Below are 249 nucleotides of genomic sequence, written 5' to 3'. Positions count from 1 at the left end.
TCAGTACCATCTACAGTCACAGCGCCTAAATCTTTGCCATTTATATAAAAATGAATATTTTTAAGCTGGTTGGCTGGCAAACTTTGCTCATAGTCTGATAAAGCAAATTCAGCTTGCACAGGTTGTTTTGGCCCTGCTTTACGCACCAATAAAAGTGATGCTGGATTATCACCATTTTCTTCACTTTGATAGCCTGCGGCTTTACATGTACCTGTATTGCTACACGAGATTTCCCACTCTTGGTGTGAA

At 40.2% G+C, this 249-nt stretch carries 1 protein-coding gene; it reads right to left on the bottom strand.

Going from position 1 to position 249, the window contains the following annotated elements; genetic code table 11:
- The coding region (locus AC3II9_RS22205) for a DUF1176 domain-containing protein (protein ID WP_489158912.1) at window positions 1-249 on the bottom strand (249 nt) is incomplete at both ends.

The organism is Lysinibacillus sp. RU7 (assembly GCF_057837305.1).
Note: the sequence above shows the minus strand (reverse complement) of the source record. Positions and strands in the feature narration are given on the sequence as shown.